This window comes from Staphylococcus sp. FSL W8-0271 (genome assembly GCF_038006605.1).
In the GTDB taxonomy this organism is placed as follows: Bacteria; Bacillota; Bacilli; order Staphylococcales; family Staphylococcaceae; genus Staphylococcus; species Staphylococcus cohnii.
Genome location: NZ_JBBOVM010000001.1, coordinates 911,187 through 924,348 on the forward strand (window position 1 = coordinate 911,187; position 13,162 = coordinate 924,348).

Below are 13,162 nucleotides of genomic sequence, written 5' to 3' on the forward strand. Positions count from 1 at the left end.
TTCTGAATATTCAATGGTACAAAAGTTACATTTTACTTGTGGATAAATAGGATAACTCTGTGGATAGCTTTGATAATAGGGTTGAAGCTGTGAATAGTTAATGTGTAAAATAATAATAAAAAGTACGAAAAATGAAAAAATCATTTTTCGTACTTATCGTTAAAATTAGTTTTAAATTAACTTTTCTTGTAATTCTGCCCATTTCGACATGACTTGTTCTAATGCTTGTTCGCTACTTTCTTTCTTCTTAGCTAATCGATTTGCTTCCTCTGGATCACTATATATATCTGGTAAAGTAAGCAATTCATTGATTTCATTAATTTTAGTTTCAAAGTTATCTATCTCGGTTTCGCATTCATCAATTTGGCGTTCAATTTGACGTTGTTCGCGTTTTTGAAGTTTTTGATCAATATAATTATCGTTTTGCGTCACCATCGGTTTTGTCTGATGTGAAGCTTCATATTCTTTTTTAGCTTGAATCGCTTCGTTTTCTTCTTTTTTCTCTATAAAATACTGATAGTTACCTAAATACATTGTGCCACCATGAGTGTCTAAATCATAAACTTTGTTTGCAAGTTGATTAATAAAATAACGGTCGTGAGAAACAAATAAAATCGTTCCTTCGAAGTTATCCAATGCCTGTTCTAACATTTCTTTTGAATCTATATCAAGATGATTTGTAGGTTCATCTAAAATAAGTACATTGTTACGTTCAAGCATTAACAAAGCTAATTGTAATCTAGCTTTTTCACCACCAGAAAGGTCATTAATGATTTTTTTTACATCTTCTTGTACAAATAAAAATCGGCCTAATACTGCACGTATGTCTTTCTCATTCATTGAAGGGTATTGATCCCAAAGATAGTCTAGTATTGTTTTACTAGATTTAAATTCAGCTTGTTTTTGATCATAGTAACCGATTTTTAAATTGGCACCAGTAGTAATTTCACCATTTAATTTTGGTTGTATACCTGCAACTGTCTTGATTAAAGTAGATTTCCCGATACCGTTAGGTCCAATAATAGCGATATGGTCTCCTTTAGTTACTTCAATGTTGATACCTTTGGTAATTGTCTGTTCATAACCAATTTCTAAATCTTTGATGTGAAAAACATCGTTACCTGTATTTCGATCAAAATCAAATTGGATATTAGCACTTTTGGCATCAACCATTGGTTTATTGATTCTTTCCATTTTTTCAAGCATTTTCCTACGGCTTTTTGCCATGCCAGTAGTTGATGCCCGAGCTATATTTTTATCAACAAATGTTTCTAAACGTTTAATTTCATCTTGTTGACGTTCATATTCTTGCATGCGTTTTTCATAATACTTGTCTCTTTTTTCAATAAATTGTTTATAATTACCTATATAATGTTGCACATCTCCAAGTGCAACATCATAGATTTGATTTACTATTTTATCTAAAAAATATCTGTCGTGGCTAATGATAACAATAGCCCCTTTAAAATAGTTTAAATAACTTTCTAACCATTGTGTTGTTTCCATATCTAAATGGTTAGTTGGTTCATCTAGCAATAATAAATCAGGCTCGCTTAATAACATTTGGGCTAATGATAGCCTTGTTTTTTGACCACCACTAAAGTCATTAATAGGGCGATTGAAATCTGGTTCAGTGAAATTTAGACCGTGAAGTACCGTTTTTATCTTACTTTCATATTGATATCCATCTTGTTGTTCGAATTCATTGGATAAGTATTCATAACGATCAATATGATTTTTATATTCATCTGTATCATATTCATTTGCATGCTGTGCTAACCAATCCGTTTCTTTTTTCATTTCAAATTCAAGTTTTTTCATATTTTCAAAAGGTTTGGACATTTCTTCAATCACAGTTTGGTTTGTGTTGAGTGTCATTTGTTGTGTTAAATAACCAAGTTTTAAATTTTTACTTTTTGAAATATGACCACTATCATAACCTTCGACGCCAGCGATAATTTTCATTAATGTAGATTTACCAGCTCCGTTACGTCCGACGATACCGATACGTTCGCCAGTTTTAACTTCAAAATTGACATTGTTAAAAATATCTTCTCCGTCGAATGATTTTGTAATGTCGTTTAATTGTAATAATATCATCCGTTTTTGCACCTCTCTATTCATTATCATTCTACCGTATTCTGCCTATTGTTAAAACTACCAGTGTTTATTTTTATAAAGTATTAATGTATAATGTTGAAGTAATTATAAGATTAATTAGAGATTATAGTATAGGAGGACAAGATCTTGGCTAACCAAAGCGAAAAGATTCCTCGTGCCACGTTAAAACGGTTACCGTTATATTATAGATTCGTCAATACTTTGAAATCTAAAGGGATAGACAGAGTTAATTCTAAAACAATTAGTGAAGGTTTGAACATTGATTCTGCAACAATTCGTCGTGATTTTTCTTATTTTGGTGAATTAGGCAAAAAAGGATATGGCTATAATATTGATAGCTTGTTACATTTTTTTAAAAATGAGATAAGTGAAAATGATGAAATTAAAATAGCCATCGTAGGTGTAGGGAACCTAGGTAAAGCATTACTAACATATAATTTTTCTATTCATGATGAAATGACTATTACAGAAGCGTTTGATATTCGTGATGATGTAATAGGAACACAAATAGGTAATGTGGTTGTAAGCTCATTTTCAAAAATCACTGATGTATTAAAGCAAGAGCAAATTGATGTCGTGATATTAACAACACCTGAAAACGCAGCACAACAAGTTGCAGATACATTAGTTGAAGCAGGCATTAAAGGGATTCTAAATTTCACACCAACACGTGTTTATACGCCGTCAGATGTACAAGTTCATCACATTGATTTAGGGATTGAATTACAGTCTTTACTTTTCTTTATGAAAAATTACAGTAATAAATAATGATTTTAAAATATTAACTTTGTAGAGATACAAACATTTTTGATGTTTAGTTGTCTCAACAAAGTTTTTTTGTTGTTCACTTAGCTCTGCTTTACCTTATACATATACCTATGAATAAGCCTTAAAACATAAAGGTTGAAATTTCAGTACAAATCTAATATGATAATTCTTATTGATTTTATCGGAAAGAGGTAATGTTATGACGTGGTTAATAATCAGTGGCTTAATCGTAGGTGGACTTTTGGGATTTGTCATGCAACGTACACGATTTTGTCTTGCTGGTGGATTTCGAGATATGTATATTCAAAAAAGTAATAAAATGTTTTATGTCTTGTTAATAGCAATATCCGTGCAAAGTATCGGACTGCTAATTCTAACTTCGACAGGGTTAGTAGAAATACCAGAGTCAACATATCCAATCATAGGTACGGTTATTGGCTCATTTATTTTTGGTATTGGAATTATATTAGCTGGTGGTTGTGCAACTGGTACATGGTATAGAGCTGGAGAAGGATTAATTGGTAGCTGGATAGCACTTATTGCATATGCATTTACATCAGCAGCTACTAAATTTGGTTTATTATTACCTTTAATGGATGGCATCAATAAACCTACTAATGTAAATACAAGCATGGCTCAAACAACTGGTATTCCAACATGGGTATGGGTTGCGTTATTAACAATTATAACGGTTATATTTGTTGTTAAAACGCTTCGTAAACCAAAGCCCAAATTTGCAGTACCAAAATTAAAACAAAAGTTTACGGGGATTCGTTATTATTTATTTGAAAAAAAATACCATCCCTTTGTTGCAGCTATTGCAGTTGGTCTAATTGCATTATTGGCTTGGCCAGTGAGTGAATCTACTGGCAGAATGTACGGTTTAGGAATTACAACGCCTTCTGCAAATATCATTCAATTTTTTGTAACTGGTGATCTTCAACTATTAGATTGGGGTGTATTCCTTGTTTTAGGTATCTTTGCTGGTTCTTATGTTGCAGCAAAAGGAGCTAGAGAATTTAAGTGGAGGCTACCTGATAAAAAGACAATCCGTAATAGTGTTATTGGTGGCGTATGCATGGGATTTGGTGCATCAGTAGCAGGTGGTTGTTCTATCGGAAATGGTTTAGTTGAAACAGCTACAATGTCTTGGAAAGGCTGGATTGCGCTTGCATCAATGATACTAGGTGCTTGGTTTATGAGTTATTTCATATTTATTAAGCCGATGAAAAAAGCACAAAAGTCTACAGCTCAAACAGTTTCCACACAAACACAAACGACATAAATTTTATTTTTAGGAGGATTTCATTATGGTATATGAATTAGGTACAGTAGGTATGGTTTGTCCTTTTCCTTTAATTGAAGCACAAAAGAAAATGACTACTTTAGAAAATGGTGACGAATTAAAAATTGATTTCGATTGTACTCAAGCAACTGAAGCAATTCCAAATTGGGCAGCTGAAGAAGGTTACCCAGTTACTAATTATGAACAACTTGATGATGCTTCATGGACAATCACTGTTCAGAAAGCTTAATGATATAACATTAAATTTAAATAACTGAGTAAGATGAAAGTTAATGTTAGATTAAAAAATATTATTTTATTATATACTGCTCACTGAGAGAAAGTCCGAGACATATTTTATGATGTTTCGGACTTTATTATGTTTTATAAAAATGTTTTATAGCTTTTATATTGAGTGACGCATGTTGAATAGGTAAATGAGATTAGTCGTCTTTGAATGATATATAATTTAATACTAATCATATATAGAGTTGCTTCTTGAAGTCGGCATTATTTTTTGTGTTTATAAAGTAGTTTGAGTTTGACTTTTAACAGTATTTAAAGGGAATACAATATGATAAAATAGATGATGTTTACAATGCCAAGTAATGAGAGTGAAAATAAAATATGATTGGCATATCTAAATGTAAGATTTTTATATAATTGATTATAAATTCAGTTATTGTCAATATGTGCAATGATGGTGTCAAAATAATATACGATAAGTTAATTTATAGACGTTATTAAATCTATACAATTGTAAATAATAATTTAAAAATTGATGTGTGAGGAACTTTTTATTTGAATAAAGTTGAAACTATTTTAAGTATCATTGGTTGCTAGTGTCCATGTTACAGGAATCACATTTCGATTAATACATCATGCCACATGTGCAATTGTTTTGTAGCAGTATAAGCCATAGCTTTGTACTAATGAGTAGGATAAAACTAATATAATGATAATGAAATACATAATTTGATGATGAACTGAATTGCGACAGAACAAATATCAGAAAGTAGTAGTTTGTAATAGGAGGAAATAAAGTGAGTGAATGGACAAGAGATGAACGTTACCAACGTTATGAAGATATTAATCAACAAACAATGGACGAATTAACTGAGCGTGTGAATCAATCTAAATATAGACAATTGTTTCATATCCAGCCGAAAACAGGATTGTTAAATGATCCTAATGGTCTAATTTATTATAAAGGAGATTATTATATCTCACATCAGTGGTTTCCTTTAGGAGCCGTCCATGGTTTGAAATATTGGTATACATATAAAAGTAAAGATTTAATAAATTTTGATAATCAAGGAATTTCACTAAGACCAGATACGAAAGATGACAGTCATGGTGTATATAGTGGTAGCGCATTTACATATAACAACAACTTGTATTATATGTATACAGGAAATCATAGAGATGAAAATTGGAATAGAAAGTCTACACAAAATATAGCTAAGGTACATGACAATGGTGATGTTCAAAAATTTCCTAAACCAGTAATAGCTGCACCACCGTCAGGATATACGCAGCACTTTAGAGACCCTAAAGTATTTGTTAAGGATGAAGTTTACTATGCAGTAATAGCTGCACAAAATGAGGAAGGATATGGAAGAATACTTCAATATCAATCAACAGACATTGTGAATTGGACATTTCAAGGTGAAATAAAAACCAAACTCGAGTCATTTGGTTTTATGTGGGAATGCCCAGATTATTTTAATTTAGATGGTTTCGATTTACTGTTATTTTGTCCTCAAGGTATTGAACCAGAAGGTGAAAAGTTTAGGAATATTTATCAATCTGGTTATATCATGGGGCAATACGACATAGATCACCTCGTTATGGATCATGGCGATTTTCATGAATTAGATCATGGTTTTGATTTTTATGCGCCTCAAACTTTTACAGATGAATTTGGTAAAAGAATACTCATTGGTTGGATGGGTTTACCAGGAGTAAACTATCCTACAGATTCAGATGGTTGGGCTCACTGTTTAACAATTCCACGTATTTTGACAATTGAACAAGGTAATTTAAAACAACGTCCTATTAAAGCACTTCAACAATTAAGAACGAATAAAGAAACAGCATTAGGTTACGCTAATAAATTTACGCGATTTTTAAATCCATATGAAGGTAAACAATTTGAATTGATTATTGATATTTTGGAAAATGACGCTACTGAAATTTATTTTGAAATTAGAGCTTCAAAATCACAGTCTTTACTTATTGCTTATAATACAAAAACAAAAAAAATCACATTGGATCGTAGTGAAAGTGGCTTATTACCAGAACCAGTCGATGGTAATACACGTAGCACTTATTTAGATACGCCATTATCTCAACTACAAATGTTCGTAGATACATCGAGTATTGAACTATTTTGTAATGATGGTGAACGTGTGATGACTTCAAGAATTTTTACAGATGATGATGCCATAGGTTTTAAAGCTTCTACCGAATCTGGCCAAGTCTTTCTTAATTTTACAAAATATGACATAAAGGATGATCAATAAATGAAACGTTTACTTGCAATAGGGGAAGCACTTATCGATTTTATCCCTAATCAAAAAGACTCAAAATTAAAAGACGTTGAAGGATTCACAAGACAAGTCGGTGGTGCGCCTTGTAACGTTGCCTGTACTACTACAAAATTAGGTGGGCAAGCAGAAATGATTACCCAGTTAGGTAATGACGCATTTGGCGATTTAATTGTTGAAACCATAAGTAATATTGGTGTACATACAAACTATATCCGACGTACAGATGAAGCGAATACTGCTTTAGCATTTGTAAGTTTAACCAAAGAAGGGGAACGTGATTTTTCATTCTATCGTAAACCATCAGCAGATATGTTATATCAACCTAGCAATATAGATGCAATTACTGTAACAGAAAATGATATGTTACATTTTTGTTCTGTTGATTTAGTAGATAGCCCAATGAAACAGGCGCATAAAGCATTAATAAATAAGGTGAAGTCAGCAAGTGGTACGATTATCTTTGATCCTAACGTACGCTTGCCGTTATGGACTAGTGAAGAGGAATGTAAAAATGCAATTCGTGAATTTTTGCCATTAGCGCATGTGCTAAAAATTTCAGACGAAGAGCTGACATTTGTGACTGGAAATAAAGTTGAAAAAGAAGCTATCGCTTGGCTTTTCCAAGGTAGCGTAGAGGCAGTTATTTATACTAAAGGCAAAGAGGGTGCAGAAATTCATTTTAAAGATGGCACAGTGATTGATCACTCTGGTTATAAAGTGAAAGCGATAGATACTACTGGCGCTGGAGATGCTTTTATAGGAGCATTAATTAATAGATTGGCAGTATCTGATATTGATAATCCTATAGCAGCATTAAAAGTACAAGGTGAAAATATACTTGAATTTAGTAACATAGTTGCTGCAAAAGTTACTACTAAATATGGCGCGATTGAGAGTATACCTAATTTAAATGAAGTTAATGAAGTACTTGAACATTAAAAGTGTGAACATGGAAAACACTTCTATTCATTGAATCCAATTCCGTTAAGATGAGTACGGGAAAATAGAGATTTAGAAATACTTGAGCAATATAGCTCATACATAAGCACCGCTAACTCAATAAATTGAGAACTGGTGCTTTCATGATAATAGGCAGAGACAATTAATTGTCTCTGCCTATTAATTTATGTATTAAATTTTTTTGACATTACGTACGGACGCGTAGCAGTGTTCATTATTTTTGAAGTAAACAATACGAGACTTAGAATCAATGGATTCTATATTGTGTCTATTAACAACAAAACTATTATGACATCTAAAAAATCGTTCATCTAAATTATCGATCTCTTTTAAATTACCATAAAATTCTATTTGTCTATTATCTAAATGAGCAATCAAACGATGTGAATTCGAAGAAGATTCAAAGAACATTACATCATCATATTGAACATAAATAGAATTACTGCCACGTTTGAGTTCGATTGTTTCAACTGTGTTTTCTTTTGAAAGTAGCTTCAATCGAGTTTCTGATGTTTCGAGACAATCAATTACTCTTGATTTTAATTCATCAGGATCATCTTTGAAAATAAAATCCATAGCAGCAACTTTATATACAAAAGTTAAATAAGTGAGCTCACTGTGACTTGTGACAAATATAATATTGCTCACTGGATCGTATTTTCTAATCTCACTTGCTAATTTAATGCCATTAATATCAGCTTCTAATTGTATATCAAGAAAATAACAACCAATATCTTTAAGTTCTTTTGCACGTTCCAATACCTCATAAGGATCTGACGTAGCTACTTCAATTTCCATTGGCTTTTCTTCTATCATGATGTAATTATTGATAATTGAAACTATATTTTCACGTTGTCTTACATCATCTTCACAAATGAATATTTTCATATTTACACATCCTTATGAATTAGAATTTAATATTTCTACTTTTTGGATAAAATAATTATTGTCAATTGTTGTATCTAATAAAACGTTGGAAGTTGCATCGGTTATTTCCTTTAAGCTAGATAACCCTAAACCACGATTTTTTCCTTTTGTTGAGTAGTTTTCTTGGAATAAAGTATGTACCCTAGGCATATCAGGTTTACATTTATTCATGATGATAAACATCACTGAATCGTCTTCATTTTTGATAAAGGCAATGCGAATTAAAGGGTCATCTTCAATTTTTTCTGATGCTTCTATGGCATTGTCTAATAAAATACCAATAACTCTACTTAAATTGATAATAGGCATATCAATTTTCTCAATCGGTTCTGGAACTTCAATGCTCAATCTTATATTTTTTTCTTGAGCTTGTAATATTTTAGTTGTTAATAAACCTTTAATTTCGCGAACTTTTAAATTTTCAATGCCATTAATTTTAAGTGTTTTCATTTGCATATTATCTTGCATAGGTATGATTTCTTCATTAAAATACTTACGTAAACCTTCCATATCATCTTCTCGGATATAATCAGATAAGGTTGAAAGTATATTAACATAATCATGTCGGAATTTACGCATCTCATTATTGATTTTTTCAATTTGTAACGTATATTTATAATAATTTTCTATTTCTTTAATATTACGTTTATATTGAATTTGACGTATAATACTGAAGGAAATAGTAATGATTAAAATAGCAGTAGTAATGATGACCACTGCATACATGATCACAACAAATTTAATATCTGAAAATGATAAAATAGAATTTGGTAAATAAAAATAAATTAACAATAAAACTGTGAGTAAAAACAAGCACACAATTGAAAGATATATTTTATTTAAAGATAAAAATGAAGTTGACATTTTTATAAAAAAATATTTTATTATGTATCCTAAACTTATTGCAATTAAGATAAAACTTACTGCATAGAATGAACTAAAAATATAATTTAATGTGATAACTTCTATTAATTGAGTAGCTAGCCAAATAGAAATGAAGTTAGCCATATATAAGATGAAAAAACTGATTAATGCTGCAACGACACCTATGGTTTGTTTTCTTATGTACATAAATATAACGACAGCTATTAATAATAAAATAGTTGTCTTTTCACTAATAAAGTAATAAATAATAGTAGAAGGGATTATAATGCAAATCATTGCGATATAATCCCTAAAAGTATATTTGATGTTCGTTAAAGTTTTAACATTAACGAATAAAAGAACTGATTGTATTATTGCTAACAAAACAGAATTAAAAACTACCATATATATACACACTTTCTAATAACAAATTATTTGTATAAATCTGTAATTTCTTTTGGTACCTCAGGTTCATCAAAATAAGCACTGCAAACTTTTCCACCTGAAACTGCTCCTAAAACACTAAAAAATTTAACGAATAAGTTTATAATAGATTCAAAAATATGCATATCTAAACATCCTCCTTAGGAAAAAATATTGGGAGTTGTGCAAACGCAATTAGTGTAAGACCTAAAAGCACTAATTGTGAATACGGCTCCTTTAAAATTAATGATATAAATAATAATAATAAAGTTACAACAATTGTTTTGATTTTTTTACCTTTTCTAAGTTTTATTGGAATCGGTTGTTTTTTAGTTGCTGAAGGTGCATAAATAACTAAAATAATAAAACCTAATAAAGCAAGTATATACATAAGTAAAATATCCATTTTTATATACCCAATAAACCATGGCAGTAAAACAAATAAAACAATGTTTTGAATATGACACGAAAGTGATGACTTCGCATGTGCACCGTGTGCATACTGTCTAATCAAGTAATAAGATAAGTGTACAGTTAGTGTGTATAAAAATATATGGCAAAGGATTGAAATGCCATAAACTACAATAGTTTTCGCAAGATTGCTAACAAAAACTTGCATGCCTAAACGGAGTTTTAGGAACTCAAGATGATCAAGACTATTTCTTTGTTGAAGATATCGTGCTAAGTTTTCAATTTTGTTATCAATTCCCCTTAACATGGCTATTCTCTCCTCACCCGTATTATACAATTTTAATTATATTTTAGGCGTCTCATTGCTTAACTGTAAGTTTTGTATTCCTAACTGTTTGAATTTCTTATCTTTTTAATTTTAACATATAATTCTTAACAAATAAGTATGAAATATAACGAGTTAGGAATTATTAAACGCAATCTAAGAAATACATGGTTTAATATACTTGTATCACAAAGAAGTGATAAAATTATTTAGACTTAACCGTTTAAATGATGATGTTAATTAGACTTTTGAGCAGGAGTCTAATTGACTTTACTAAATTGTAACTGTATCTCCGTATAGTTATTGAAGTTACAAGTTTAGTTGTCGGTTTCATTTCTTTGAATACGGACAAGAGGAGGCTGATGTTGTGACAAGAACCTTTTCAGTAATAGCTAGTGGTTTCGTAAAATAGTACTAGATTAGTACACAACTCGCTTAATACGTTAAGCAAATCCCTTAAATTTGTATTTGTAGACCTTTCCCAGTCTCAAAACAAATCTATTTTAACTTTGTCTATAACAGAGACAATTTAAAATTTAAACATGTAAGCTATCGTAAACATCATTCAATTTATCATTTTAATCGGTAAATTCACTAATTTTTTTCATAATTAATAACATCCCCAAAAAATAGATAGAGAAATAACTGTATAAAACATTCCCTTAATAATAAGTTGCAAAAAACCGTGAGTCCCTCCCAAGCTCACGGTTTTTTTATGTTTATTTATAAAGGTGTGGTCTCAAATTTTTAAAGACGGGTATTGCTTCACGTTGTTTGGCAACTTCATCTAAATCAAGTGAACAACTTAATCTTCCTTCTTTGTCATTGAGCTGATCTATAATTTCACCATTTGGATTAATAATCATTGAGTTACCAGCATATTCGGTTTTACCATCGTCACCACAGGTGTTACAAGCGACGACAAACATATCATTTTCTATCGCACGTGCTTTTAGTAAAGCAATCCAATGGTCTAATCTAACACTTGGCCACTGCGCTACATAAAATGCGATTTCTGCACCTTTACGTGCTGGATAACGTAATATTTCAGGAAAACGTAAGTCATAACAAATAATTTGTGCAATTTTCACCCCATTAGAAAGTGAAAAAGGCTCAGGCACAGCGTTACCTGGACTCATAAAGAGTGGCTCATCTAGCATAGGGACGAGGTGTACCTTATCGTAACTATGGATTAAATAGCCTTGTTTTGATACTGCAAAGGCAGTGTTATATACATTTTCTTTCATAATATTAGATACAGAACCTGCTACAATATCTACTTGATATTGTATAGCTAATTTTGAAATAAATTCAAAACTTCGTGATAACTGTTGATCAGCTAGTTTGTTTAATTGGGGTAAGGCATATCCGTTATTCCACATTTCTGGCAATACAACAACATCCGTATCACTTGTTACATAATTAGAGAACCAATTTTTAATGGTTGTTTCATTAAACGAAACATTTGCTGGTTCAATTTTAAGTTGAAAGATTTCTATATTCATCAATTTCACCCCTTATATTAGTATTAAACTAAATATACTAAATATATTTAGAAAATTCAAAATTTGGTTAATAGTATTATTAAGAAGTAAAAAAAGAGGCGAAGACATGAAAGTCTTTGCCTCATATATAGATAGTTATACAAATATATATAAATAAATTTATTTTTGTATATGTTTGTTGTTGGTGGATGTAATTTATCTTGTCATTTTGTAGATATTTAAATTTTTACTTTTTTATAAGGAAGCGTTTATCTATATCATTAAATTCTTTTTCGCTAGCTTCTTCACGAATATTACCGAAAGGCATTTGTGCCATAAGTTTCCAAGTTTTTGGAATATCAAAAGCTTCAGAGACTGCTACGTCTACAAGTGGATTATAATGCTGTAATGAAGCCCCTATACCTTCAGTACTTAGTGCTGTCCAAATAGCGAATTGATGCATGGCATTTGTCTGGCTAGACCAGATCGCAAAGTTTTCTGCATAGTTAGGCATTTGATTTTGTAAACCTTCGATGACTTCTTCATCTTCAAAGTATAAAACTGTACCGTATGAATGTTTAAAATTATCAATTTTATCAGCGGTAGGTTGGAAATCACGATCAGGTCCCATCGTATTTTTAAGTTCTTCCTTTGTGATTTCCCAGAATTTATCATGATTATCATTTAATAATAAAACAATACGTGTAGATTGTGAGTTAAATGAAGAAGGGACATGTTTAATTGCATGTTCAATTATATTTTCAACTTCTTTATCTGATATTGAGATTTCTTTATTTAAACTATAAATTGTACGTCTCGTTTCTATTGCTTTTTGAAATGCATCTAAATCTTTTGATTTTTTTGTGAATAATCCCATTATAGTAGCTCCTTCATTAATTCAAAATATATATCTAGTATAATAATTATATCAGAGTTTGTAAATAGGCTTTTTACAAAAAATTTCAGATTTATTACTTTTTCCTTTCAATAACCATCTATTTAATGAAAAAAAGTGAGCTTTCTAATATAATTATAATTAATA

The 13,162-nt window shown here is 30.6% G+C and carries 12 protein-coding genes; 5 read left to right on the plus strand and 7 right to left on the minus strand.

Annotated elements, in window-relative coordinates; translation table 11 throughout:
* Nucleotides 1-171: 171 nt before the first annotated feature.
* Nucleotides 172-2,100 (minus strand): ABC-F family ATP-binding cassette domain-containing protein, encoded by a 1,929-nt coding sequence (locus NST87_RS04430; protein ID WP_019469548.1) that lies wholly within the window; start codon nucleotides 2,098-2,100, stop codon nucleotides 172-174.
* A 147-nt stretch (nucleotides 2,101-2,247) separates the two neighbouring features.
* Here NST87_RS04430 and NST87_RS04435 point away from each other — a divergent pair, with 147 nt between their 5' ends.
* The 5 genes from NST87_RS04435 (at nucleotide 2,248) to NST87_RS04455 (ending at nucleotide 7,665) form a co-directional block, all read left to right on the plus strand.
* Nucleotides 2,248-2,889: a redox-sensing transcriptional repressor Rex gene (locus NST87_RS04435; protein WP_040029796.1), complete on the plus strand. Its 642-nt coding sequence runs from the start codon at nucleotides 2,248-2,250 to the stop codon at nucleotides 2,887-2,889.
* Nucleotides 2,890-3,088: 199 nt separating this feature from the next.
* Entirely contained in the window at nucleotides 3,089-4,174 is a 1,086-nt protein-coding gene (locus tag NST87_RS04440; protein ID WP_019469550.1) for a YeeE/YedE family protein, read from the plus strand.
* Nucleotides 4,175-4,199: 25 nt separating this feature from the next.
* A complete protein-coding gene (locus tag NST87_RS04445) occupies nucleotides 4,200-4,424 on the plus strand; it encodes a sulfurtransferase TusA family protein (protein ID WP_019469551.1) in 225 nt (74 codons plus the stop codon).
* A 793-nt stretch (nucleotides 4,425-5,217) separates the two neighbouring features.
* Nucleotides 5,218-6,699, plus strand: a complete 1,482-nt coding sequence (locus tag NST87_RS04450; protein ID WP_019469552.1) for a sucrose-6-phosphate hydrolase — start codon at nucleotides 5,218-5,220, stop codon at nucleotides 6,697-6,699.
* Nucleotides 6,700-7,665 (plus strand): carbohydrate kinase family protein, encoded by a 966-nt coding sequence (locus tag NST87_RS04455; RefSeq protein ID WP_019469553.1) that lies wholly within the window; start codon nucleotides 6,700-6,702, stop codon nucleotides 7,663-7,665.
* A gap of 192 nt (nucleotides 7,666-7,857) precedes the next feature.
* Here the strand turns inward: NST87_RS04455 and agrA are convergent, their stop codons facing one another.
* From agrA to NST87_RS04485, 6 genes are all read right to left on the minus strand, one after another.
* Nucleotides 7,858-8,574: a quorum-sensing response regulator AgrA gene (gene agrA / locus NST87_RS04460; protein ID WP_019469554.1), complete on the minus strand. Its 717-nt coding sequence runs from the start codon at nucleotides 8,572-8,574 to the stop codon at nucleotides 7,858-7,860.
* 12 nt (nucleotides 8,575-8,586) lie between these two features.
* The gene (gene agrC, locus NST87_RS04465) at nucleotides 8,587-9,882 is read right to left on the minus strand and encodes a quorum-sensing sensor histidine kinase AgrC (protein WP_040029797.1); all 1,296 of its coding nucleotides are present in this window, start codon (nucleotides 9,880-9,882) and stop codon (nucleotides 8,587-8,589) included.
* Nucleotides 9,883-9,908: 26 nt separating this feature from the next.
* Nucleotides 9,909-10,046, minus strand: coding sequence for a cyclic lactone autoinducer peptide AgrD (gene agrD / locus NST87_RS04470; RefSeq protein ID WP_019469556.1), 138 nt, complete (start codon nucleotides 10,044-10,046; stop codon nucleotides 9,909-9,911).
* Between the two features lie 2 nt (nucleotides 10,047-10,048).
* Entirely contained in the window at nucleotides 10,049-10,618 is a 570-nt protein-coding gene (locus tag NST87_RS04475) for an accessory gene regulator AgrB (protein WP_019469557.1), read from the minus strand.
* Between the two features lie 737 nt (nucleotides 10,619-11,355).
* On the minus strand, nucleotides 11,356-12,141 hold the full coding sequence (locus NST87_RS04480; protein WP_340721354.1) for a carbon-nitrogen family hydrolase: 786 nt from the start codon (nucleotides 12,139-12,141) through the stop codon (nucleotides 11,356-11,358).
* Nucleotides 12,142-12,367: 226 nt separating this feature from the next.
* A complete protein-coding gene (locus NST87_RS04485) occupies nucleotides 12,368-12,997 on the minus strand; it encodes a nitroreductase family protein (RefSeq protein WP_019469559.1) in 630 nt (209 codons plus the stop codon).
* Nucleotides 12,998-13,162: the final 165 nt, after the last annotated feature.

Excerpts from the sequence above, each read along its gene's own strand:
- NST87_RS04430 (WP_019469548.1), bottom strand. The coding sequence starts at position 2,100 with ATGATATTATTACAATTAAACGACATTACAAAATCATTCGACGGAGAA.
- NST87_RS04440 (WP_019469550.1), top strand. The coding sequence starts at position 3,089 with ATGACGTGGTTAATAATCAGTGGCTTAATCGTAGGTGGACTTTTGGGA.
- NST87_RS04445 (WP_019469551.1), top strand. The coding sequence starts at position 4,200 with ATGGTATATGAATTAGGTACAGTAGGTATGGTTTGTCCTTTTCCTTTA.
- NST87_RS04455 (WP_019469553.1), top strand. The coding sequence starts at position 6,700 with ATGAAACGTTTACTTGCAATAGGGGAAGCACTTATCGATTTTATCCCT.
- agrA (WP_019469554.1), bottom strand. The coding sequence starts at position 8,574 with ATGAAAATATTCATTTGTGAAGATGATGTAAGACAACGTGAAAATATA.
- agrC (WP_040029797.1), bottom strand. The coding sequence starts at position 9,882 with ATGGTAGTTTTTAATTCTGTTTTGTTAGCAATAATACAATCAGTTCTT.
- agrD (WP_019469556.1), bottom strand. The coding sequence starts at position 10,046 with ATGCATATTTTTGAATCTATTATAAACTTATTCGTTAAATTTTTTAGT.
- NST87_RS04475 (WP_019469557.1), bottom strand. The coding sequence starts at position 10,618 with ATGTTAAGGGGAATTGATAACAAAATTGAAAACTTAGCACGATATCTT.
- NST87_RS04480 (WP_340721354.1), bottom strand. The coding sequence starts at position 12,141 with ATGAATATAGAAATCTTTCAACTTAAAATTGAACCAGCAAATGTTTCG.
- NST87_RS04485 (WP_019469559.1), bottom strand. The coding sequence starts at position 12,997 with ATGGGATTATTCACAAAAAAATCAAAAGATTTAGATGCATTTCAAAAA.